This is a genomic window from Acinetobacter sp. ANC 4216, assembly GCF_004331195.1.
Taxonomy (GTDB): Bacteria; Pseudomonadota; Gammaproteobacteria; order Pseudomonadales; family Moraxellaceae; genus Acinetobacter; species Acinetobacter kookii.
Genome location: NZ_SJOC01000012.1, coordinates 13850 through 35938 on the forward strand (window position 1 = coordinate 13850; position 22089 = coordinate 35938).

Sequence of the window (22089 nt, forward strand, 5' to 3'; positions counted from 1 at the left end):
GATTACATTTTCTTTTCTTCGATATTTAGCGCACTGATGGCCAATACGGCCTGAGTACGATTTTGCACATTCAGTTTACGGAAAATGGCCGTCACATGTGCCTTAATGGTCGCTTCAGAAACATCCAGTTCATAGGCAATCTGCTTATTCAGCAAACCTTCCGCCACCATCATCAATACGCGGAATTGTTGCGGGGTAAGTGACTGAATACGTTCTGCCAATGCGGTTTCATCAGCTGCACGCGGGTCAAAGTTCATGTTGGCAGGCAAGTTTGGCGGTAACCAGATTTCCCCTTCCAGTACCTGACGGATTGCCTCACCAATATGGCTTGGATGCGCAGATTTCGGAATATAACCCATTGCACCATGGGCTATGGCACGTTGAATAATCGATACTTCTTCATGCGCAGACACCACAATAATCGGAATGGATGGATATTGGGCACGGACATGCACCAAAGCCGAAAAGCCCGAAGCTCCCGGCAAATTGAGATCCAGTAAAACCAAATCTGGTTCCGGTCCATTATCCAGGCGCTCATAAAACTCATTGACTGCAGCAGTTTCCTGAATTTGCGCTTGCGGCAAACTGTAACGAACAGCTTGAATCAAGGCATGACGAAACAGTGGATGATCATCTACGATTAAAATATTCATAAGCAGCATGAAAGATCTGGTGCACATTAAGAGCTATTCTAACCACACAAGCACTATTAAGGATATGCAAACAATCACTTTTTTCATCCAATATGGCATTATTTTATTAAAAAACTGCTTGTATTCAGGTTTTTCGAAAAATCATCAAACCTAATCATATTTTGATATAAATTTTATCGGCTAGCTCAAAATACTTATTAACAATGAATATAAATATAAAAATCAGAATATTAGGTGCCATAAAAGCACATTTTAGTGACTTTTTATTTTATATCTTAAAATCAGATAACTTTTATTGATTTGCTTATTTTACAGAATATCCCGGCTGTTGATTAATAAAGCTATTCCGAGATTCTATGCTTTAGGTTATTCAAAAATGTCTATTTTAAACACGCAAAAACCATTGAATATTGTTGCTGTATCAGGCGGCTTAAACAATCCTTCTAAAACCGAGGCGCTGGTCCAAGCCATTATTGATGAGTTAGGTGAAGCAACGCCAATTCATGTGCACTTTATTAAATTTAGCGAAATCGGCTCTTTACTGGGCGGTGCAATTTACCGTAACCAGTTGCCACAACGTGTACAGGATGACCTGGCTGCAGTTGAAGCGGCAGATGCCCTGATTGTCGGCACACCGGTTTACCGTGCATCATTCACCGGACTTTTCAAACATTTCTTTGACTTCGTAGAACAAACTGCACTGGTCGATGTACCGGTACTGCTTGCTGCATCGGGTGGCAGTGAACGTCATGCCTTGGTGCTGGAACATCAATTGCGTCCATTGTTCAGCTTTTTCCAGGCGCAGACTTTACCAATTGGCGTCTATGCAACCGACCGTGACTTTACCCCTGAATATACCATTCACAGTGAACTGCTGCGTGACCGCATTACACTCGCTGTAGCACGTGCATTACCAATCCTTGAGTGGGCACCTGCCAAAGGTCAACGCGCTGAAGTGGTCAAAGAGAAATCTCAGCAAGCCAACCAGAACCTCGGCATCAACAAACAGATTGAGCAGGAAGAAGTGCTTCCTTCTGCTGCTGTTCCAAGCCTGGACGCTGCCGAAGCGCGCCTGCACAGCAAAAAAGCACCGAAGCCACAAGTGGCTTAAAGCAGCTAAGCAATTACATCCTGAGGGTACACAGAATGTCAGTACAAGATAAAAACATCCTGTTTTCTTATTGGGTACCAAAGGTCAGCGGTGGTTTGTGGCCAAAGCCAATGTGCAGGCCGTAAAATTTTTTGGGAATGCCACCCGTGAAGCAGGTGCTGCAACATTCGAGGGTGAAGGTAACTGGACTAAATCGACCTTTGAAGATCTGGTGCAGTACAACGATGGTTTTAAAACCAATTTAATTGGTACACCGCAGCAAATTGCGGAACGTATTGTTGAACTGAAAGCAGTCGGTGTGGATCTGATTTTGTCCGGCTTCTTACATTTTATTGAAGAAGTTGAATATTTTGGACAAAAAGTGTTGCCATTGGTTCGTGAACTGGAAGCGCAGCAACTCGCTGTTTTCACCTCTAAGTCTGCTTAATCTCGGTAAGCAAACAGACCGTACACGAACTCAAATCATAATAATCAAATGGCTTCTCCATCTTTCCCTCAAGGCTCGGCTTGGGGGATTTTTTTAATTATGCAGCAGAGCTAGCTTTACTCAAACCGAACGCAATAACCAATCGTCAACCAGAAAAAACAAGAACCGCATGGTGGCTGCTTCAACAAAATTTTAAAGTAAGCCGATAGCGGCAAAAAATAAGCTGGAAATAAAGATGTCTGCTCAATTTTTACTGTCCCTTGCGGGCGCTGCCATTGTATTGGCATTCACCGGATGTGCCTCACCATCCAGGTCTCCCATTACAGACAGTTATGGTCCTCAGCCGCATCTGCCTGAACCCAAATCCAGTCTGTTTCCTACAGTCAATATTGCCCCGGCCAAAGGCTGGCCTGCCGGCACCATGCCCACCCCGGCTCCAGGTTTGAAAGTTCAGGCCTTTGCCAAAGAACTGGAACATCCACGCTGGCTGTATGTGTTGCCGAATGGCGATGTGCTGGTGGCTGAAACCGATGCACCGCCCAAACCGGATGACAGTAAAGGTTTTAGGAGCAAAATCATGAAACTGCTGATGAAGCGTGCCGGGTCATCGCATCCGAGTGCCAACCGCATTCGCCTGCTGCGTGACAGCAATGGCGATGGGGTGGCAGAGCAAAAAACCGTGTTCCTGCAAAATCTGAATTCCCCCTTTGGCATGGCGCTGGTCGGCAATACGCTGTACGTGGCCAATACGGACGCCTTAATGCGCTTTCCTTATCAAAAAAATGCAACTCAAATTACCGCAGGCGGCAGCAAAGTTCTGGATTTACCCGGCGGCCCGCTCAATCATCATTGGACCAAAAACGTCATTGCCAATTTTGCGGGCAGCAAACTCTATATTACCGTGGGTTCAAACAGTAACGTGGCTGAAAATGGCCTGGACCAGGAAGCTGGCCGCGCACTGATTATGGAGTTTGATATTGCCAGCGGCAAAGCACGCCCCTTTGCGACAGGGTTACGCAACCCGAATGGGATGGACTGGCAACCGCAGAGTGGCATGCTCTGGACAGTGGTGAATGAGCGGGATGAAATTGGCAATGACCTGGTACCCGATTACCTGACCTCAGTCCAGGATGGCGCTTTTTATGGCTGGCCCTATAGCTATTATGGGCAACATGTGGACACACGGGTGAAACCTCAAAACCCCGAGCTGGTCGCACGTGCCATTAAACCCGATTATGCTTTGGGTAACCATACGGCTTCCTTAGGCCTGACATTTTATACGGCTCAATTGATGCCGCAGTATCGCAGTGGTGCGCTGATTGGTCAGCATGGCTCATGGAACCGTAAACCGCATAGCGGCTATAAGGTTATTTTTGTGCCCTTTCAAAATGGCCAACCTTCGGGTCAGCCACAAGATGTACTCACTGGCTTTTTAAATGATCAAGGTGAAGCCCAGGGACGGCCTGTTGGGGTGGCGGTTGATCGTTCGGGAGCAATATTGGTCGCCGATGATGTAGGCAACATGATTTGGCGCGTATCGCCCATCGGTACCATGATGGATAACCGGCCAATCAATAAAACGATTAGCCCTGCTTCTGCGAGTCAACAGCCTGTGAGTTCACAACCTGATTCAGAAAAAGCAGCCCAGTAGTCATGGCCAAATAAAATGACATAAAAAAAGCCCGACATCCTGTCGGGCTTTTTCGTATGGGGTAGTTAAGCATGACTCCTGTCTTGCTTCACGATCCTGGTGTCTGAACGTTTTATTGTTGTTTTATGTTCCGGAACGTCCTGTTCCTGCATGAATTCATCATAGGAAAAAAATCCGGATGTGCCCATCCGCAAAATCCTTAAATTGATGTGCGCCAAAGCTTACAGAGCCGGCCAATTTTTATGCGTAAAATGGATGGATTTTTCTGGAACAGTAACTGTTGAATAATCGAAAAAAATCGCAAAACTGAATATTTTCAAACAAATGATTGGTAAAACCTTATTGAATAAGAGATGAAAAACATTTTAAAACCAAAGTTGATACATCATTTTTCGATAAATTTTTATCAATTTCATTCAAAAAATATTTTTCGTTAGCTGAAGGGCTTGACCCTTACGTAACGTCAGCCTCTAGCATAAAACACGCCTAAGGAAGAAAGGAGTCCAAAGATGTTGTTACAATTCGGTGAATTGGCCAAGCGAACGGGGTTAACTATTCGCACCCTTCATCACTATGACGATATTGGTTTGCTTCGGCCTTCGGCCCGCTCCGAAGCCGGTTACCGGCTTTACAGTCGTAAAGATATTACTCGCTTGCACCAGATTCAGGCATTGCGAGGACTTGGAATGACACTGGCAGAAATCGGCGCGGTTCTTAACGGTCCAGACCTTGCACTCGCCCCCTTAATTGATCGGCAGATTCAGGCAATTGATCAGATGATCATCAAGCAGACACAACTGCGCTATCGGCTGAGCAATCTCAAAGAACAACTAATGAATGGTGAAGAACTGCAACTGGACGATTGGTTAAAAACACTGGAGCTTATGTCTATGTACGAACAGTATTTTACAAAAGAAGAACTTGCAGATCTGACTTTTTTACAAGCAGACAGCAAAGCACAAAAAGAATGGGAAGTGCTCGTCCGCGAAGCAAATGCACTCTTCAAGACCGGTGAGTCTTCTAGCAGTGAAACCGCCCGAAACCTCGCTTCACGCTGGATGCAAACTCTCGAACATAACACCGCTGCCAATCCTGAATGGCTGGCTAAACTGAATACGATGCATTCAGCTGAACCAACATTCCAGGAAAAGTTAGGTGTGAGTCCTGAAGTGGTTGAGTTTCTACTAGAAGCATTTGCTGAAAGCAAATTAAACGTTTTTTCACGCTATTTATCCGAGCAGGAATTCGCCTTTATGAAGCAACATTATGCCCGTGAGATGAAAAACTGGCCTCAGCTATTGATTGAACTGGAAAAGGCCCTTCATGCAGGGATTGCACCTGATAGTGAACAGGCAAAGCGTTTGGCACAGCAATGGCTATCCATGTTACAAGGCTATGCGGGCAAAAATCCGGTTACCCATGAGAAGATTCGAAAAGCAATGCAAAATGAACCGACTCTTGCCGAGGGGACCTGGCTCAAACCTGCCACCTTGCACTTTCTTGAAAAAGCCGTAGCGGCGTTGATGGGTTGTGCCTAGGGCATCTAGTTAAATCGGTGCTTTATAAAGAAGTTTAAAGTGTTATGGCAAGCTTTGCCTCTACCCTAGTAAAGCATCAAAAGAGTATAGCTACGTCATTTAATGACGTAGCTATTAGATATCATTTAATAAACAATTGAGTTAATAGACAAGTGGTTTAATAATAAGGAAATAAAAATAAATCATGATAGGAAAAACTTATCCAGCCGTAGCCTACAAGCTGGTCATTTTCGATTTTGATGGAACATTAGCAGATTCATTTCCATTCTTTGTTTCAACCATAAATCATCTGGCTGGGAAACACGCTTTCAGGAAAATTCAGTTAGATGAAGTTGAATCTTTGAGAGAACTTGGTCCCCGAGAGCTAATGAAAACACTAGAAGTACCGGTATGGAAACTACCCGCTATTGCGCAGAGCTTTATAAAACTCATGCAGGAGGACCTTTCAAAAATTCCCCTATTCGAGAATATCGAGGAAATGCTTGCCCACCTAAGCGAAAATGGCGTGATCCTGGGTTTGGTTTCTTCAAATGGATACGAAAATGTAACCCGTGTTCTTGGTTCAAGCTGTCGACATTTTAGTTACTTTGAATGCGGTGCATCTTTTTTTGGAAAAGCCTCCAGACTAAGACAGCTTCTAAAAAAGCAGGATGCCAATCTTCGGAAACGATCTATATTGGCGACCAGATCACCGACTGCGAAGCTGCCAAATCAGTAGGAATCGCATTCGGTGCAGTTTCCTGGGGATACAGTACTGAAAAAATTTTAAAAACACTGTCTCCTGAAGAGACATTTGAAAATGTGGCTGCCCTAAAAAGGCTCGTGAGCAGCGAAAAAACAGCCTAACTGAATTACGCTTATCAGCAAAAAATCATCAGACTCTATACTAGAGGTAAACTATGCTTTCTTTAAAAATAACGACACATATCGATATTCATGCGACTCCCGAACAAGTCTGGCAGGTATTGACTGACTTCAAACTGTACCAGAGTTGGAACCCTTTTATCCGTAAAATTGAAGGAAAGTTAAACGCAGGTCAAAAATTACAGATTAGTATTCATCCGACTAAACAGAAAGCAATGCAGTTTAAGCCGACACTATTGGAAGTTAAACATGCCCAATCTTTAAGCTGGCTAGGTCACTTTTTGATACCCGGTCTTCTAGATGGCCAGCATCGTTTTGAACTTTATTCCCAAAAGGATGGTCGCACCAGTCTTGTACACTCTGAAACGTTTAGTGGCTTGCTTGTACCCATGATGCGTAGCAAGTTGAAATCGATAAAACATGACTTTGACTATATGAATCAGGCTCTCAAATTGCGGGTAGAATCACATGAATGAAGTTGTAGCACATCAAAAATAGAGAAGTGAAATTTATCTTAAAGAAATTTCTGTTCCTTGTTGAAAATTTTTTGATGATTTTTATGAATTTAAAACGTTTAAACTTAAGCGTATTTTCATTTTTTAGGAATGGTGTATGGAAGAAAGTAGAGCCTTGAATTTAGCAGAGTCACTATGTAATAAAGCTGATTCAATAAAAGACTGTTTAAATCTGTTGAGGGAAAAAGATTGTCTTTTCGATTATACAATTACTAATCATGAAAATATGGGCATCACAGTTATAAGAAGTCATTTAGGTGTGCTACGTCTTTCAGATCTTGCATATGACAATGCTAATAATAAAAAAGGGGAAGATTTAAAAAATTTAATGGTAGTTATCCTCCAAGACATTTATTAATACTTCTAAAATTAACATAATACATCTTATAAAAATTTAAATTTATAAATCATAAATTTAGATCACATCAAAACAATCTAATCTTTATGAATGGGGCTTTTTAATTTATTTTTAGAACCTGAAAGAAAAAGCCTCCTGTAGGAGGCTTTTTGAATATTCAAATCACGAATAAAAACTCGGATCAGGCACTTTAGCTGTTAACACCCACTCCCCAATTTCCTGATATTTATAATCCACCGGGTCATGCAAAGTTTGAGTACGCACATTGCGCCAGAAACGGTCCAGATTTAATTGGGCTGTGGTGGCCCGTGCACCCATCACCTGAAAAATATTCTGTGTGATATACAGCGAGGTATTGGTCGCCGCAATTTTGGCAGTCGCAATGGCAATGGACACTTCACCACGCTGTTCAGCTGTTAGGTCTGCACCAATATCCCAAGCCTTCTGTAGTGTCTCTACCGCTTTAGCTGCCAGTAAACGCACGCCTTCCAGCTGCACATAAAATTCGGCAAAGTGCTTTTGCGTAAACGGATCATTCACGGCATTTTCCACCAAAGATTTGGACCAGGCTTTTTGGTTTTGCACGGTTTGTCTGGCGATTTCAAAAGCACCTTCTGCCACGCCTAGAAACAGATGCACAAAAATCAGTTGCGCAATCAGCGGACGTAAACTCGAATACGGCGTACTCAGTGGTCCCGGATTGAGCAATAATTCATCTTTTTGAATTTTAACCTGTTCGAAATGACTGGTACCGCTGTCGGTCTGGCGTTGCCCCATATTGTTCCAGTCACCTAAAAAACTCACCCCTTCTCGGGCTGTCGGAATCACGCCTATCAGCAATTTACCTTCCTCGTTATAGCCTGAGCAGAGCAACACATCGGAATCGATCGAACCTGAACAGAAGCTTTTGTCACCCTGAAATAAATATTCATTTTCAGACACTTGGGTTGCGGTGGTCCGTCGGTCTAAGGGATTTAAGGTATTGCCCCAAAACAGGTTTTCTTGTGCAGTTTGCTCAAACCATTTTCCATACTGTTCAGGCTGGGAAAACAGTTGCACCGTCGCAATCAGCAAATGATGAAAACCATACACATGCGCCAGAGAACTGTCGACCTGGGCAACGACCTGAATGGTCTGAAATACCGTTTTCCAGTCCGCGCCCTGACCGCCATATTGGGTTGGAATGGCAAGTCCCAGCAAGCCACTTTGACGGATTAAATCACGCTCCTGTTTTGGGTTACCGCCCTGCTTGTCGCGTTCTGCAGCCGTGGTTGCAAACTGTTCAGCAAGTTGCCCGGCAATGTGTAATGGATTTGAGATTAAAAGCGGGGATGAAGCATTCATAATATGATCTGATTATTGCTGTATTTTTAGCTTAGCAGATGATGTTTTCATGTTTTATCTGAATGCCTGCAGTGCTTATGCATAAAATAAAAATACCGCCTGAACATGCAGACGGTATTTTGATCAATCACTTATTTTTCGGGATAGACCGTCGCGATCAGGTTGTCCACCACTTGCGGATCGGCCAGGGTTGAGGTATCCCCCAAAGTGTCCAGTTCATTGGCGGCAATTTTTCTTAAAATACGGCGCATGATTTTCCCTGAACGGGTTTTCGGTAAAGCCGGTGCCCAATGCAAGGCGTCCGGTGTAGCCACAGGGCCCAACACCTTACGTACCCAGTTGATCAGTTCATTACGTAGTTCTTCGGATTCCTCAAAATTTGCCTGTAAGGTCACGAATGCACAGATGCCTTGTCCCTTAATATCATGCGGCATACCAACCACGGCCGCTTCAGCCACATGCTCATGCGCTACCAGAGCACTTTCCACTTCTGCCGTACCTAAACGATGTCCGGAAACATTCAGCACGTCATCGACACGTCCGGTAATCCAGTAATAGCCATCCTTGTCACGGCGAGCACCATCTCCGGTAAAATAGCTTCCCGGATAAGTCGAGAAATAGGCTTCAATAAAACGCTCAGGATCACCCCAGATGGTACGCATCTGACCCGGCCAGGAATCCTTGATGATCAGGTTGCCTTCGGCTTCCCCTTCAAGCTCCTTACCTTCAGCATCGACAATCGCCGGTTGTATGCCAAACAATGGTCGGGTTGCAGAACCCGGTTTTAAATCAGTTGCACCCGGCAAAGGTGAAATCAGGATTCCGCCGGTCTCGGTTTGCCACCAGGTATCAACAATTGGACAGCGGCTTTCACCAACCACCGTGTAATACCAGTTCCAGGCTTCCGGGTTAATCGGCTCACCCACCGAACCGATCAGACGCAAGCTGCTGCGGTCACTTTCCCGAACAAAGGCATCGCCTTCGCGCATCATGGCACGAATGGCTGTGGGTGCCGTATAGAGAATGGAAACATTGTGCTTGTCGACAATATGACCGGTACGCGCCCAGGTTGGATATTGCGGCACGCCTTCAAACATCACCGTGGTGGTGCCATTGGAAAGCGGGCCATAGATCACATAGGAATGTCCGGTAATCCAGCCCACGTCTGCAGTACACCAGAACACATCATCCTGCTTGATATCGAACACTTCTCGGAAAGTGGAATTCACATAAGTCAGATAGCCACCGGTCGTATGCAACACCCCTTTCGGCTTGCCGGTCGAACCCGAGGTATACAGAATGAATAACGGATCTTCAGCATTCATCGGTTCAGGCGGGCAGATTTCATTCACCGACATGATTTCCATGTGATACCACAGATCACGCCCGGGCTGCATTTCAATCGGGTTGCCGGTACGGTGTACCACAATCACATGTTCAACCGATTCAGTTCCGGCAATTTTCAAGGCTTCATCTACGTTGGCTTTGAGCAGAATCGGCTTGCCGCCGCGCATGCCGGAATCGGCAGTAATCACCATTTTGGCCTGGCTGTCCTCAATCCGGCTGGCCAGTGAATCGGGAGAAAAACCGCCAAACACCACACAATGCACCGCGCCAATCCGGGCGCAGGCCAGCATTGCAATCGCAGCTTCCGAAACCATCGGCATATACAGCACCACCCGGTCGCCTTTTTTAATCCCGTTCTTTTTCAGCACATTGGCAAAGCGGCAGGTTTCATCATAAAGTTCGTTAAAGGAAATAATCTTGTGACGGGACGGGTGATCGCCTTCCCAGATAATGGCCGGTTTATACGGATGTTCCTTGAGATGACGGTCCAGACAGTTGGCACTGAGGTTCAGCTGCCCATCAGCGAACCATTCAATCTTAAAATTGTCCTTGTCGAAACTGGTATTTTTGACCTGGGTAAAAGGTTTGATCCAGTCCAGCTTGTTGGCCTGTTCAGCCCAATATTCATCAGGCTGCGTGATGGATTTCTGATAACGCTCGAAATATTCAGACTCATTGGTGCGAGCGGTTTTTTTAAATTCTTCTGGTACAGGATAGATCTCATTCATTGTTTACTTCCTTGATCTTATTCATCTCATCACGAGATGCTATGCCGCGTTGTTATTGCTTTATTTATTGACTGCATATCTACAGTATGACGATTATTTTTCAACCGCTTCAATCATGCTTTGGTCGTAGTTTATTTATACAATTTAAAACACATACCCCTTATCGTATTCAACAAAAAATATGGTTTTATTCGTATCTGATCTGTTTATTTAATCTTATAATTTAAGCAGAAGATAGTGTTCTAACTTTGCAGAATTCATCATTTTCTTATTTTTATTTTAACCGGAAAAAGCGTATGAAACCGCAAGATGCCTCCCCATTTTTTTCCCGATCCCAACCGGCCAAGGCAGATAATCCGCTTTCTCCGGAAGGTCGTTTCGGTCGTCTGAGTTCAATTGGCTGGTATGGGTTTGTGCATCTGATTGCTTTCTTTGCCACCCTTGCCTTCAGTCTGGCACTGGGCATTTTTAATATGCATACCTTGTCCATGGACAATCAGTTCGTCAATACCCTGACAGGAATCGCCGGACTGGGTTTTGTGGTCATTCTGGTGCTTTATCTATATTTTCTGATCGTGATTACGGTACGCCGCCTGCATGACCTGAACCGTAGCGGCTGGCTGATCCTGCTGTTTTTACTGCCACTGGTGAATATTTTTATGGGGCTGTATTTGCTGTTGGGTGCCGGGACCAAAGGCATCAACACCTATGGATTGCCGCGTGAAACGCCGGTCTGGGAAAAAATATTGGCCTGGTTGATGATCATCATCACGGTACTGAGTTTCTTGGCTTCAGGCAGCATGGTGTCTTATATGTTCGGTACCGGCGAACTGGAAGTACCGCCACAGGTCATTCAAAAAGGCACCCAGTATTTCTAAAGCCGACTGACAATTTTTGACAAAACGGCAGTGAATACGATGTACGGTTGGTTAAATTTTTGTTCAGTTTCAGGCAAAATAGCGCCCACTGATCATCATCCGGAACACTTGTGGCTGAAAAACAAAACGCCTTGAATGAAGTAACTCAAGACACGTCTCAACTTTTGCATGAAGCAACAGAAAAGACAGCGCAAACTGTCATTGAACATACGGCAAAATACAATGATGCCTATTCCACCATCGACAAATTTGTCGATGCCTTTTGGGAACGCCTGCCTTATTTGTGTATCGCGTTGGTGGTGTTTACCATTTTCTATTTGCTGTCAAAACTGTTTAAGTTCTTTGTCCGTAAAGCGCTTGCGGACCGTAGTTATACCAAGCAGAACCTGGTCCTGGTGCTGAACCGTGTCGGCAGTTCTGCCATCATCTTCATTGGCTTTTTAATTGCCATGGTTATTGCCATTCCAGGTTTTACCCCGGGTCAGCTAATGAGCGCCCTGGGGATCGGTTCGGTGGCCATCGGTTTTGCATTCAAGGACATTTTCCAGAACCTGCTCTCTGGCATTTTAATCCTGCTGGGCGAACCGTTTAAAATTGGCGATGACATTATTGTTTCGGGCATGGAAGGAACGGTTGAGGATATCCAGATTCGTGCAACCTACTTACGCTCCCCCGATGGTCGACGCATCGTGATTCCCAATGCGACGGTGTATACCAGTGCCGTAACCGTCAACACGGCCTATCAACGCCGCCGTTGTGAATTTGTGGTCGGAATTGGCTATGAAGATGATGTGCAAAAAGCCAAGAGCATTATCTTAAGCATTCTAGATAAAGACCCGACCATTTTGAGCCAGCCTGCATTTGCAGTGAACGTCAATGCGCTTGCCGACTTCTCGATTAACCTGAATGTACGTTGGTGGGTCGATACCACGGAAACCACCACTGCAGGTTCAATCAGCGAAGTTCAGGAACGCGTGATTAAAGCCTTTGCTGAACACGAGATTTCAATTCCCTATCCGGTTCAGGAAGTCAAAATCTATCGTGGCAATGACACGACAGAAGTCTCTGAATCAGCACGTGCTAAATAAACGGCCCAATACGTAGGGAATTACCGTTTCGGTCCGAATAATACGGTTGCCTAGGCTTAACGCCTGGCAGCCGTTTTTTATGAGTAAATCAATTTCATAAGGGATAAAACCGCCCTCTGGGCCAATCACGATTGTGCAGGGATGATCAATCGCAAAAGGCATGGGTTGCTCCACATAAGGATGGGCCACATAGGCAGGACGTTCTGCTGTGATTAAGCCGGGCAGCACATCTTCAACAAAAGGTTTAAAGCGTTTATGGATTTCAATTTGCGGTGCAACCGTATCCCCTGCCTGTTCCAGACCTAAGGTTACATAATGATCCAGCTGCTGTAGAAATGGGGTTTGCCAGTAACTCTTATCCACGCGATAGCTATGCAGCAAAATCATTTTTTCTACCCCTAAAGTTACGCTATCCATAATTAAACGGCGTAGCACTTTCGGACGTGGCATGGCAACAATCAAAGTCACGGGAAGCTTAACCGGTACATTTTCTTCTTTGAGCGGTTTTAATTTTATCGCCTGTTCCGTCACTTCCACAATTTCGGTCAGGTAACGTTTCCCCTCACGAATACCCACTTTAAGCGTGTCACCTACAGTAATCTCCAGATGTTGCTGTAGATGCTCTAACTGACGTTTGCTGCTAATGGACCAGTATTCAGATTCAGTTTGGCGTGGGTCAAGGAGGACAATATTCATAATCTTCTGCTAAAGAATCATTCAACATATTAGGATACGCGGAAGGCGACAGGGATGTCGCCCGCTGATCTGTACAGCATGGATGCTGTATCAGATCAGCAAAGGATTTTTGCTACTTTTGATCCCTCAAAAGTAGAGATTGCCTACGAATCAACATTTAAACTTTTCTGTCAAAATGAGGCCGTATCGTGCATTTGAAATATTTAAATATACTGATCAATCACCGCAATATGTTTGGCTAAAGACCCTGCATTTTTAAGCATGATCTGCTGCGCCGCAATGTTTAATCTGGCAGCTTTATCTAGATCGGTCAAAAGTTCAATTAATACCTTTGCTGCCTGCCCGGCATCGTCCATGACTTTTACGCCACCCACCGCGATAAATTCATCCACAATAGTCTGAAAGTTAAAATAATTGTTACCCAAAACTGTCGGCACATTTAAGGCAATCGGCTCCAGAATATTATGCCCGCCGCCCGGTTCATTCAGCGAACCACCCACAAAGCAGACTTGACTCAGGGCATACCACAGCCACATTTCCCCCATCGAATCGGCTAAATAGACTTGCGTATCAGTTTCTATTTTTTGTCCTAGACTACGACGCTGTGTTGAGAGATTTAAAATTTGTGTGGTTTTAAAAACCTCATCAAAGCGTTCCGGATGACGTGGCACCACAATGACCAGCAGTTCTGGATGTTTTTCCAGATAGGGCTTTAGAGCCGTTAACAGTTTTTGTTCTTCAGGGGCATGCGTGCTGGCAAGAGTGATGATTTTACGTGCCGATAAATGCCAGTCCTGCTGCAATTGCTGCGCTTGCTGAATAAAGCTATGTGGCGCATGAATATCAAATTTAATGCTGCCGAGTACCTGACTTTTATCCGCTGGCATGCCTAAATTGCGGTAGCGGTCTAAAGTGGCCTGGTCCTGAGCCAGCATACGTTCCAGCCCCATCAGCATGCCTTGGGTCAGCCCTTGAACCTTGGCATAGCCTTTGGCCGATTTTTCCGAAAGCCGGGCATTAATCAGTAAACATGGCACTTTAAATTGCTGTGCCTGGCCAATTAAATTCGGCCAGATTTCAGTTTCGACCAAAGCCAGGACTTTCGGCTGATATTTTTGATAAAACGTCTGGACTAATTTCTTCTGATCGGCAGGTAAATACACCGCCTGAAACAAATGTTCATAAGGTGCTTTTAAAAAAAGGGATTTGGCCCGAGCCTGTCCCGTCTTGGTGGTATTGGTGACCAGTACCGGATGGCCGAGTTTGAGGTAATGTTCAATTAAAGGCTGTGCCGCATTGGTTTCTCCCACCGACACCACATGAAACCAGATCGCATGCAGGTTTTTCGGCTGTTGAAATGGACCAAAGCGCTCAAGACATTCTTGTTGCAATTGCTCCGTATTCAGCGCACGTTTTTTAATCTGCCATTTATACAATGGCTTAATTAGAGTAAGTGCCGCGTTGTACCAAAAAGGAGTAGCCAAACAAGTTGCCTCAAATCATGTTCAATCGGCAAAATATAACAGAGCAGCCTTCACATGTTAATGAATTCTGCTCTGTGACATCATTTATTCTGTTTTATGGACGTAGCTGCTTAACTTTCAGCAAGCTGTTTATTCAGGAATGGATAGTCGATATAGCCTTCTGCCACATCGGTTCCAATCATGTTTTCCAGCTTCAATTCATTCAGCGGCTCATCGTCCAGCAAACGCTCAAACAGGTCAGGATTGGCAATATAAGCCTTACCAAAAGACACCGCTTCCGCCTTGCCAGAGGCCAACAGTTCAAGCGCATCTTCACGGCTTAAACGCATATTGGCAATATACGGCACCCCATTTGAACGCGCTTTCATGTCCAGACTGATGCTGTCTTCGGCCAGATATTCACGGGTAAAGAAGAAGGCAATTTGACGTTTACCCAATTCTTGCATGACATAACCAAAGGTTTCCAAAGGATTGGCATCGCCCATATCATGCTCATCACCACGCGGTGCCAGATGTACACCGACACGACCTGCACCCCACACTTCAATCAGCGCATCCACCACTTCTAATAAGAAGCGGGCACGGTTTTCAACTGAACCTCCGTATTCATCTTCACGCAGATTGGTTTTGCTTTGCAGGAACTGATCAATTAAATAACCGTTGGCTGCATGTAGTTCAACGCCATCAAAACCGGCCGCTTTGGCTTTGATGGCAGCCTGTTTATATTGTTCGGTAATGGCATGAATTTCTGAAATTTCCAGTGGACGTGGCACCACATACTCACGTTTTGGACGCAGCAGGCTGACATAACCGGCTTGCTTCACAGCACTGGCTGAAACCGGTGTTTCACCCTTTAACAGATCAGGATGGGAGACACGTCCCACATGCCACAACTGCGCCACGATCAAACCGTCTTTGGCATGCACGGCATCGGTGACCTGTTTCCAGCCTTCAACCTGTGCTTCAGTAAATAAGCCCGGGGTGTTCTCATAACCGTTGGCTTCTTCTGAAATCACGGTTGCTTCAGAGATGATTAAACCTGCGCTGGCACGCTGTGCATAGTATTCCGCCATCATGGCAGTCGGAACACGGTCGGCTGTAGCACGGCTACGCGTCAATGGTGCCATCACCACACGGTTTTTAAGTTTGAGCTCACCAAATTGAATTGGGGTGGAAAAATCTGTCATCAAGCCATCCTCTTACAGCTGGCTTAGACCAATTCGAGTCTAAAGCCCATGCTGTAAATGTTGTAAAAATTCCTGAATCAGTGCTTCATTACGAGAAAAATAAGACCATTGCCCATATTTGGTCACTTGAATCAGTCCTGCCTGTTGCAACACTGATAAATGATTGGACATGGTTGATTGGGAAATATCCGCGATTTTTTCGATATGCCCTGCACATACGCCACGACTAAAATCATCCCCACATTCTTCTGTGGAAATGAAACGCTCAGGTTCTTTTAAACATTGCAGAATCTGGCGTCGAATCGGGTTGGCTAAGGCTTTATAAATCGCTTCTGTGTCCATCTCATTTCACTCATGTTCATGATCAGCACCTTACCTAGAATCATTATATCGAATTTATGCGATATTAATATCGAAAATTTTCGATATTATGAGTCATTTTGTAAATTGCTGTCATTTTATCCAAATCCAGATCATTCTAGCATTGACTGGTCAGGGGCATTCATCCTGCCGATCGACAAATGCTAAAGCTAAAAAAGCAGAGGACCCACCTCTGCTTTTTCATGCAATAAACTTATAGACCCTGTTTCAAGCTGGCTTCAATAAATTTATCCAGATCACCATCCAATACCGCACCTGTGTTGGAATTTTCCACACCGGTACGCAAGTCTTTAATACGTGAGTCATCCAGTACATATGAACGAATCTGGCTACCCCAGCCAATATCCGACTTCGAGTCTTCAAGGGCCTGAGCCGCTTCATTACGCTTGCTCATCTCTAACTCATAGAGTTTGGCACGTAACTGTTTCCAGGCATGGTCACGGTTGGCATGTTGTGAACGCTGGTTCTGGCACGCTACCACAATACCGGTTGGTGCATGGGTTAAACGCACCGCAGAGTCGGTTTTGTTAATGTGCTGACCACCGGCACCCGATGCACGATAAGTATCGGTACGCACGTCTGCCGGATTAATCTCAATCTCGATATTGTCGTCAATCTCAGGAGATACAAACACCGCAGAGAATGAGGTATGACGACGGTTACCCGAGTCAAATGGCGATTTACGCACTAAACGGTGTACACCGGATTCGGTACGCAGCCAGCCATAGGCATACTCGCCTTCTACGCGAATGGTCGCCGACTTAATTCCGGCTACATCACCGTCAGATTCTTCCATCACTTCAGCTTTAAAGCCATGACGTTCAATCCAGCGCAAGTACATACGAAGCAGCATTGAAGCCCAGTCCTGTGCTTCCGTACCACCTGAACCGGCCTGAATTTCCACATAACATGGATTCGGGTCCATCGGGTTACTGAACATACGGCGGAACTCAAGTTTTGCCAGTTCCGCTTCTGCAACATCAAGTTCAGCCTGCACATCCTCAAGCATGGCTTCTTCGTCTGCTTCTACAGCAAGGTCAAGCATGGCTTGGGCATCTTCAAGCTGAGTGGCTAAGCCATCCAGTACATTCAGTACATTCTCAAGCTCGCCTTTTTCTTTGGCCATGGCTTGGGCACGGCTTTGGTCATTCCAGATCGCCGGATCTTCCAGTTCACGCAGAACCTCTTCTAAACGCTCTTTTTTCAGATCGTAGTCAAAGATACCCCCGTAATGTCAGACCACGGTCGTTTAAGTCTTTTAATTGGTTTAGATAAGGATTAATTTCCACGTGAATTACTCTCAATCAGAATATTAGGCTTAAATAGCCGTCAATTATAGCACAGAGCATAGAGGGAGTTTTAAAGCACTTTAATTCAATAACAATTGAGCAAATAGTGAATAAAAAACAGCTCATCCAAAACCCTTATTTGAGAGAGCATTTTTAAGATTCAAATCATTTTTATGTTACAAAATACTTGGTTTTTTATTTAAAAACCGTATAAATCCATAAAAACTCCACAATTTTAATAAAATAAAACATTTAAATATTTTTATAATTTTCAAATATTTATTTAATATTAATTACACAATATTACCTTAGAAACATTTCTGTAACTTTCAATGGATTGACCTGTTTTTGTTTTGGTCTAGACTAAAAGTTGTAACAAAAAATGTATTATTTTTAACCGAAATTTGAGGGGTAGTATCCATGAAAAAATTAGCCATTGCTTCAGCACTTCTTTCTGCTCTAGCAGTCACAGGTACAGCCAATGCCTACCAGGCCGAAGTCGGTGCAGCAGCATCTTATATTGATCCAGATAACGGCAGTTCAGGTAGTGCTTTCGGTGTAGATGGTACTTATTACTTTAACCCCGTTCAAACTCGTAATGCGCCACTTGCAGAAGCAGCATTCCTTGACCGTGCCAGCAACGTTAATGCACACGCAACATTTGCTGATCGTGGTGATGTAGATGACAACACGTATGGTATCGGTGCCGAAGTCTACGTTCCAAACTCGGATTTTTATCTCGGTGGTGATGTAAGCCGTAACAATACTGAATACCGTGATGTATTGGGTCAAAAATATGACTTCGATACCACTTATTATTCTGCTGAAGTCGGCTACCTTCCAGCACCAGGCTTGTTAATCGCCGCTGGTGTAAAAGGGTATGACAACGACAATGACGATGGTGTAGATCCAACTCTTCGTGCCAAATACGTGACTCAGCTTAGTAATGGTAAAGACATCAACCTTGAAGCAGGTGCATCATTTGGTGATCTAGACGAGTTCAATCTTGCTGCAGATTACTTCATTGACAAATCATTAAGTGTTGGTGCGGATTACTACAACAACGACTTAACTGATCAAAATGAATTTGGCGTTAATGCGCGTAAATTCTTTAACCAACAAGTCAGCCTTGAAGGTCGAGTTGGTTTCGGTGAAGTCGGTAACAACGACTACAACTCATTTGGTGTAGCTGCTAAATACCGCTTCTAAGCACGCCTTAATCCCTTTTCATCAAATGGCTCATCTTCGGATGGGCCATTTTTTTGTCCTTAAATAAAGGATTTAAATAGAAAATGCAGATTGACTGTGCGAATATTTAACATACAATTTGTTACAACTATAAAATAAAATGATATTAAATAGCTTTAATCACCAGGGGAAACTCTAAATGCTTAAAAAAATTGCTCTCGCTACAGCGTTACTTGCCAGTTTGGGAACTGCTCATGCTTATCAGGCTGAACTGGGAGGCACAATTGCAATTATAGATCCAGATAATGGGGATACGTCTACCGGTTTTGGCGTGGATGGGACTTACTACTTTGATTCAGTACGCCTTAAAAATGATCCCTACAATGAAGCTGCATTCTTAAACCGTACCAGTAATCTGAATGCCAGCCTTTCTTATGTAGATTATGACGGCTATGAAAATACGACCTTGAATGCCGGCATTGAATACTTTGTTCCAAATTCCGATTTCTATATCAGCGGAAATCTGGGGCAGATGAGTGAAGAAACTGAAGGTTTTGAGGATTTTGATACCACGCTTTATTCAGCAGAATTAGGCTATTTACCGGTACCAGGCTTATTGCTTGCCGCTGGCCTTGCCGGCTATGACAATTATATAGATGATGGTATTGACCCCACTGTACGTGCCAAATATGTGACTCGGGTCGGTCAGTACGATATGAATTTTGAAGCAGGCGCAAATTTTGGCGATCTTGATGCCTATACTTTAGGCACCGACGTGTATCTGGATAATACCTTCAGCCTAGGTCTCGGTTTTGCGGACAGCGATGTAAAAGATAGCGACGTATTTAGCATTCGCACAAAAAAATTCCTGAATCAACAAGTTAGCCTAGAAGGTTCTATTCACTTTGCCGATGCTGGCAATGTCTTTGCGGTCCGTGGTGCATATCGCTTCTGATTTTTAAAGTGATCAACAAAAACCGCTCAACCGAGCGGTTTTTTTTACTGTTCCAGATGAATCACGCGCAGCTGTAAACTGACATTGCCATTAAATTCATTTTTATCAATTTCATAGACCAACCGTACATGGTCTTGCATGGCATCAAATTCAAACTTGTTTCGCGCATTAAAGGCGATGGCTTCTACAATCTGACCATTTTGCAAAGCCAGACGCAGCTTTAAATGCATTTCTTTCAGCCAGCGATAATCCAGAACCTTGAATACTCCCTCAAAAATCGGCGATGGGAATTTTTGTCCCCAAGGGGTTAAATTTTGCAGAAAATCGACGGTTTCAATGTGAAAATTTTCTGTGGGTAATTCACCATCGGTCCATAAAGTGGCATGAAACAGGGACTCATCCATATTTGAGATTAAAGCTTCAAAGGCCTGCTTAAATTCATCAAAATGCTGTTTCTGAATGGTCAAACCGGCAGCGGCGGCATGTCCGCCAAAATGGCTGACCAAATGGGGATGCTGCTCGGCAATCATTTCAATTGCATCACGTATATGCACGCCATCTATAGAGCGGGCGGAGCCTTTAATATGTATGCCATCTTCATCTGCGGCAAAAACAATACTGGGGCGATGAAACTGTTCTTTTAAGCGGCCGGCCACAATCCCAATCACGCCCTGATGCCAATGCGGCTCAAACAAAATGAGCGCAGCTGGTAAATGTTCTTGATCCAGTTCCAGCTGAGTGAGTTCAGACAAAGCTTCCTGCTTCATTTGGGTCTCGACCTGACGGCGCTCAGTGTTTAACTGATTTAACTGTTGTGCCAAGGGATAAGCGCTTTGCAGATCGGCAGCCAGCAGACATTCAATACCTATATCCATGGTTTCCATGCGTCCGGCTGCATTGATACGCGGACCTAGCACAAAACCCAGATCTTGCGCCTTTAAGGAGGCTGGATCACGTCCGGCAATATCCAGTAAGGCACTAATCCCGGCACGGCACTGATTTTGCCGTATGCGCTTGACCCCGGCATCGACCAGAATCCGGTTGTTATAATCCAGGCTGGCCACATCGGCATAAGTGCCTAAAGCCACCAGATCCAGATATTGAGCCACTTTTGAGGTCGATTTGCCTAATTGGCTGCGATAACTGGACAAATTGGCGAGTAGGTAAAACGCCACACCCACCCCGGCCAAAGCCTTGCTGGGAAATTCACAACCCAACTGGTTCGGATTGACCACGGCTTCCGCTTTAGGGGTTTCTTTGGTGGTCAGGTGGTGATCGGTAATAATCACCTGCATGCCATGTGCCTGCGCCTGTTCCACCCCGGCATGACTGGAAATGCCATTATCTACTGTAATCAGCACATCTGGCTGGAAAGTGCTAAAAGCCAAATCGGCAATGGCCGGTGTTAAACCATAGCCATATTTAAAACGGTCCGGCACCAGATAAGCGACATTCGCGCCCATATCCCGCAAGGCTAAAATCATCAATGCGGTGCTGGTGGCACCATCAGCATCATAATCGCCGACAACCACGATTTTCTTTTGCTGATCAATGGCTAAGTCCATCAGCTGAATCGCTTGCTGCAGACCCTTCATGCTTGGCGCTAAAAGATGCTTTAATTTCAGTTCAAGTTCTTGTTCCGATCGCACACCGCGGCGCGCTAAAATTTGCGCAATAAACGGCGACACGCCCTGAAAGTTTTCAGGGCGTGTAATAAACGGTCTTTGCTGAATCAGTGTTTTTGGCATTAAGGCATGAGTCGTTGTAATTTCCACTTACCGTCGATTCTTTCATAACACAAGCGGTCATGTAAACGGTTTGGACGACCTTGCCAAAATTCATAATAATCCGGTTGCAGGCGATAGCCGCCCCAGAATTCAGGTTTTGCCAATTCCGCTTTTTCCGCTACCTGGTCTTGCAAAGCCTGAAAACGGGTTTGCAGTTCCTCACGACTGGCAATCACACCGCTTTGCGGCGTACTGATATGCGCTGCAATCTGGCTGTCACGCGGGCGTTTATGATAATAATCGGTTGATTCCTCTAACGAGATTTTTTCAACGCGGCCACCGACACGAATCTGGCGTTCTTGCTCAGGCCAATAGAACAGCAGTTCGGCATAGGGATTGTCTGCCAGATCCAGGCCTTTTTGACTGTCGTAATTGGTATAAAAATCATAGCCTGCTTCAGTCGCGCCCCGTAATAATAGGGTACGCACATGCGGACGGCCTTGTGCACTCGCAGTTGCTAGCGACATGGCATAGGGTTCATGCAGTTTTGCTTCTAAGGCATGGTTAAACCAGTTCAAGAATTGCTCATGCGGGTTTTCAACCACCTGAGTTTCATGCAATTCCCCTTTTTGGTAACTCAAGCGCAGTTCGCTTAAGTCCTTAATCAGATCATTCATATT

At 44.8% G+C, this 22089-nt stretch carries 20 protein-coding genes and 2 pseudogenes; 12 read left to right on the forward strand and 10 right to left on the reverse strand.

All coding sequences use genetic code 11. The features are described 5' to 3' along the window. Positions 1-2: 2 nt before the first annotated feature. Positions 3-653: a response regulator gene (locus tag E0H88_RS10865; RefSeq protein WP_086196617.1), complete on the reverse strand. Its 651-nt coding sequence runs from the start codon at positions 651-653 to the stop codon at positions 3-5. Between the two features lie 376 nt (positions 654-1029). On the opposite strand from E0H88_RS10865, the gene msuE reads away from it, so the two are divergent. The 8 genes and pseudogenes from msuE (at position 1030) to E0H88_RS10900 (ending at position 7117) form a co-directional block, all read left to right on the forward strand. Next, positions 1030-1764, forward strand: coding sequence for an FMN reductase (msuE, locus tag E0H88_RS10870; protein WP_131274172.1), 735 nt, complete (start codon positions 1030-1032; stop codon positions 1762-1764). 97 nt (positions 1765-1861) lie between these two features. Next, positions 1862-2191: pseudogene (locus E0H88_RS10875) on the forward strand (dimethylsulfone monooxygenase SfnG); the annotation flags it as partial. A 235-nt stretch (positions 2192-2426) separates the two neighbouring features. Further along, a complete protein-coding gene (locus E0H88_RS10880; RefSeq protein ID WP_131274173.1) occupies positions 2427-3842 on the forward strand; it encodes a PQQ-dependent sugar dehydrogenase in 1416 nt (471 codons plus the stop codon). A 509-nt stretch (positions 3843-4351) separates the two neighbouring features. Continuing rightward, positions 4352-5380, forward strand: a complete 1029-nt coding sequence (locus tag E0H88_RS10885) for a MerR family transcriptional regulator (RefSeq protein ID WP_131274174.1) — start codon at positions 4352-4354, stop codon at positions 5378-5380. A 184-nt stretch (positions 5381-5564) separates the two neighbouring features. Continuing rightward, positions 5565-6058: pseudogene (locus E0H88_RS10890) on the forward strand (HAD hydrolase-like protein); the annotation flags it as partial. A gap of 9 nt (positions 6059-6067) precedes the next feature. Then, entirely contained in the window at positions 6068-6226 is a 159-nt protein-coding gene (locus E0H88_RS16285) for an HAD family hydrolase (protein ID WP_353682167.1), read from the forward strand. Between the two features lie 53 nt (positions 6227-6279). Further along, positions 6280-6720, forward strand: coding sequence for an SRPBCC domain-containing protein (locus E0H88_RS10895; RefSeq protein WP_131274175.1), 441 nt, complete (start codon positions 6280-6282; stop codon positions 6718-6720). A 136-nt stretch (positions 6721-6856) separates the two neighbouring features. Continuing rightward, positions 6857-7117, forward strand: a complete 261-nt coding sequence (locus E0H88_RS10900; protein ID WP_131274176.1) for a hypothetical protein — start codon at positions 6857-6859, stop codon at positions 7115-7117. Positions 7118-7279: 162 nt separating this feature from the next. Here E0H88_RS10900 and E0H88_RS10905 read toward each other — a convergent pair whose 3' ends face one another. Next, on the reverse strand, positions 7280-8461 hold the full coding sequence (locus tag E0H88_RS10905; protein ID WP_131274177.1) for an acyl-CoA dehydrogenase family protein: 1182 nt from the start codon (positions 8459-8461) through the stop codon (positions 7280-7282). A gap of 131 nt (positions 8462-8592) precedes the next feature. Continuing rightward, on the reverse strand, positions 8593-10536 hold the full coding sequence (acs, locus tag E0H88_RS10910; protein ID WP_131274178.1) for an acetate--CoA ligase: 1944 nt from the start codon (positions 10534-10536) through the stop codon (positions 8593-8595). Between the two features lie 296 nt (positions 10537-10832). On the opposite strand from acs, the gene E0H88_RS10915 reads away from it, so the two are divergent. Together E0H88_RS10915 and E0H88_RS10920 are read left to right on the forward strand one after the other, a co-directional pair. After that, positions 10833-11414 carry a DUF805 domain-containing protein gene (locus tag E0H88_RS10915; protein ID WP_092820490.1) on the forward strand — a complete coding sequence of 194 codons (582 nt, stop codon included), beginning with the start codon at positions 10833-10835 and terminating at the stop codon, positions 11412-11414. Between the two features lie 110 nt (positions 11415-11524). Beyond that, positions 11525-12502: a mechanosensitive ion channel family protein gene (locus E0H88_RS10920; RefSeq protein WP_131274179.1), complete on the forward strand. Its 978-nt coding sequence runs from the start codon at positions 11525-11527 to the stop codon at positions 12500-12502. Here E0H88_RS10920 and E0H88_RS10925 read toward each other — a convergent pair. From E0H88_RS10925 to prfB, 5 genes are all read right to left on the reverse strand, one after another. Beyond that, on the reverse strand, positions 12485-13198 hold the full coding sequence (locus tag E0H88_RS10925; protein ID WP_131274180.1) for a 16S rRNA (uracil(1498)-N(3))-methyltransferase: 714 nt from the start codon (positions 13196-13198) through the stop codon (positions 12485-12487). The two genes, E0H88_RS10920 and E0H88_RS10925, sit on opposite strands and share 18 nt — an antisense overlap. A 203-nt stretch (positions 13199-13401) precedes the next feature. Further along, complete coding sequence (locus E0H88_RS10930; RefSeq protein ID WP_131274181.1) at positions 13402-14682, reverse strand: 3-deoxy-D-manno-octulosonic acid transferase; 1281 nt, start codon at positions 14680-14682, stop codon at positions 13402-13404. A gap of 110 nt (positions 14683-14792) precedes the next feature. Further along, positions 14793-15869 (reverse strand): alkene reductase, encoded by a 1077-nt coding sequence (locus E0H88_RS10935; RefSeq protein ID WP_131274182.1) that lies wholly within the window; start codon positions 15867-15869, stop codon positions 14793-14795. Between the two features lie 39 nt (positions 15870-15908). Beyond that, complete coding sequence (locus tag E0H88_RS10940; RefSeq protein WP_131274183.1) at positions 15909-16211, reverse strand: ArsR/SmtB family transcription factor; 303 nt, start codon at positions 16209-16211, stop codon at positions 15909-15911. 232 nt (positions 16212-16443) lie between these two features. Next, positions 16444-17539, reverse strand: a protein-coding gene (gene prfB, locus E0H88_RS10945) for a peptide chain release factor 2 (protein WP_131274184.1) whose coding sequence is annotated in 2 segments (ribosomal slippage) — positions 16444-17466 and positions 17468-17539 — 1095 coding nt in all. Because the reading frame shifts where the segments join, the coding sequence is not laid out codon by codon here. A gap of 420 nt (positions 17540-17959) precedes the next feature. On the opposite strand from prfB, the gene E0H88_RS10950 reads away from it, so the two are divergent. Together E0H88_RS10950 and E0H88_RS10955 are read left to right on the forward strand one after the other, a co-directional pair. After that, entirely contained in the window at positions 17960-18748 is a 789-nt protein-coding gene (locus E0H88_RS10950; RefSeq protein ID WP_131274185.1) for a putative porin, read from the forward strand. A gap of 178 nt (positions 18749-18926) precedes the next feature. Beyond that, on the forward strand, positions 18927-19682 hold the full coding sequence (locus tag E0H88_RS10955; protein WP_131274186.1) for a putative porin: 756 nt from the start codon (positions 18927-18929) through the stop codon (positions 19680-19682). A 44-nt stretch (positions 19683-19726) separates the two neighbouring features. Here the strand turns inward: E0H88_RS10955 and recJ are convergent, their stop codons facing one another. Beyond that, entirely contained in the window at positions 19727-21430 is a 1704-nt protein-coding gene (recJ, locus tag E0H88_RS10960; protein ID WP_131274251.1) for a single-stranded-DNA-specific exonuclease RecJ, read from the reverse strand. Next, positions 21430-22086 (reverse strand): pyridoxamine 5'-phosphate oxidase, encoded by a 657-nt coding sequence (gene pdxH / locus E0H88_RS10965; RefSeq protein WP_131274187.1) that lies wholly within the window; start codon positions 22084-22086, stop codon positions 21430-21432. Before pdxH ends, recJ begins: the two co-directional genes overlap by 1 nt. Positions 22087-22089 lie beyond the last annotated feature (3 nt).